Origin of the sequence: Citrobacter sp. Cc139 (assembly GCF_030334645.1) — a bacterium.
GTDB lineage: Bacteria > Pseudomonadota > Gammaproteobacteria > Enterobacterales > Enterobacteriaceae > Citrobacter > Citrobacter werkmanii.
Genome location: NZ_JAOWDM010000022.1, coordinates 1 through 218, shown reverse-complemented (window position 1 = coordinate 218; position 218 = coordinate 1). Strand labels below are relative to the sequence as shown.

At 57.3% G+C, this 218-nt stretch carries 1 protein-coding gene; it reads right to left on the bottom strand.

Annotation, left to right across the window (positions count from 1 at the left end):
• Positions 1-218 (bottom strand): hypothetical protein (locus OGV69_RS01300; protein WP_286469002.1); only part of this gene is annotated, 218 nt, incomplete at both ends.

The following is a 218-nucleotide window of genomic DNA, read 5'->3' as shown; positions in this document are numbered from 1 at the left end:
CGCGCCAGTACCTCGTCTTTGTTCGCCAGCACCGATTTTTCATCGGCGGTCAGCGCGCGCTTTTTGGCGGCCTCTTCCAGCACCGAAAAGCGGGATTGTTGTTTCCACAATTCCTGCCGCTGCTGGCTGATGGTATCTGTGATGCTCTTATGCTCCTGCAGAGTGCGTAACTGCGCCTCCAGCTCCAGCGTCTGCGCGCTGGCAGTATCGACACTTTT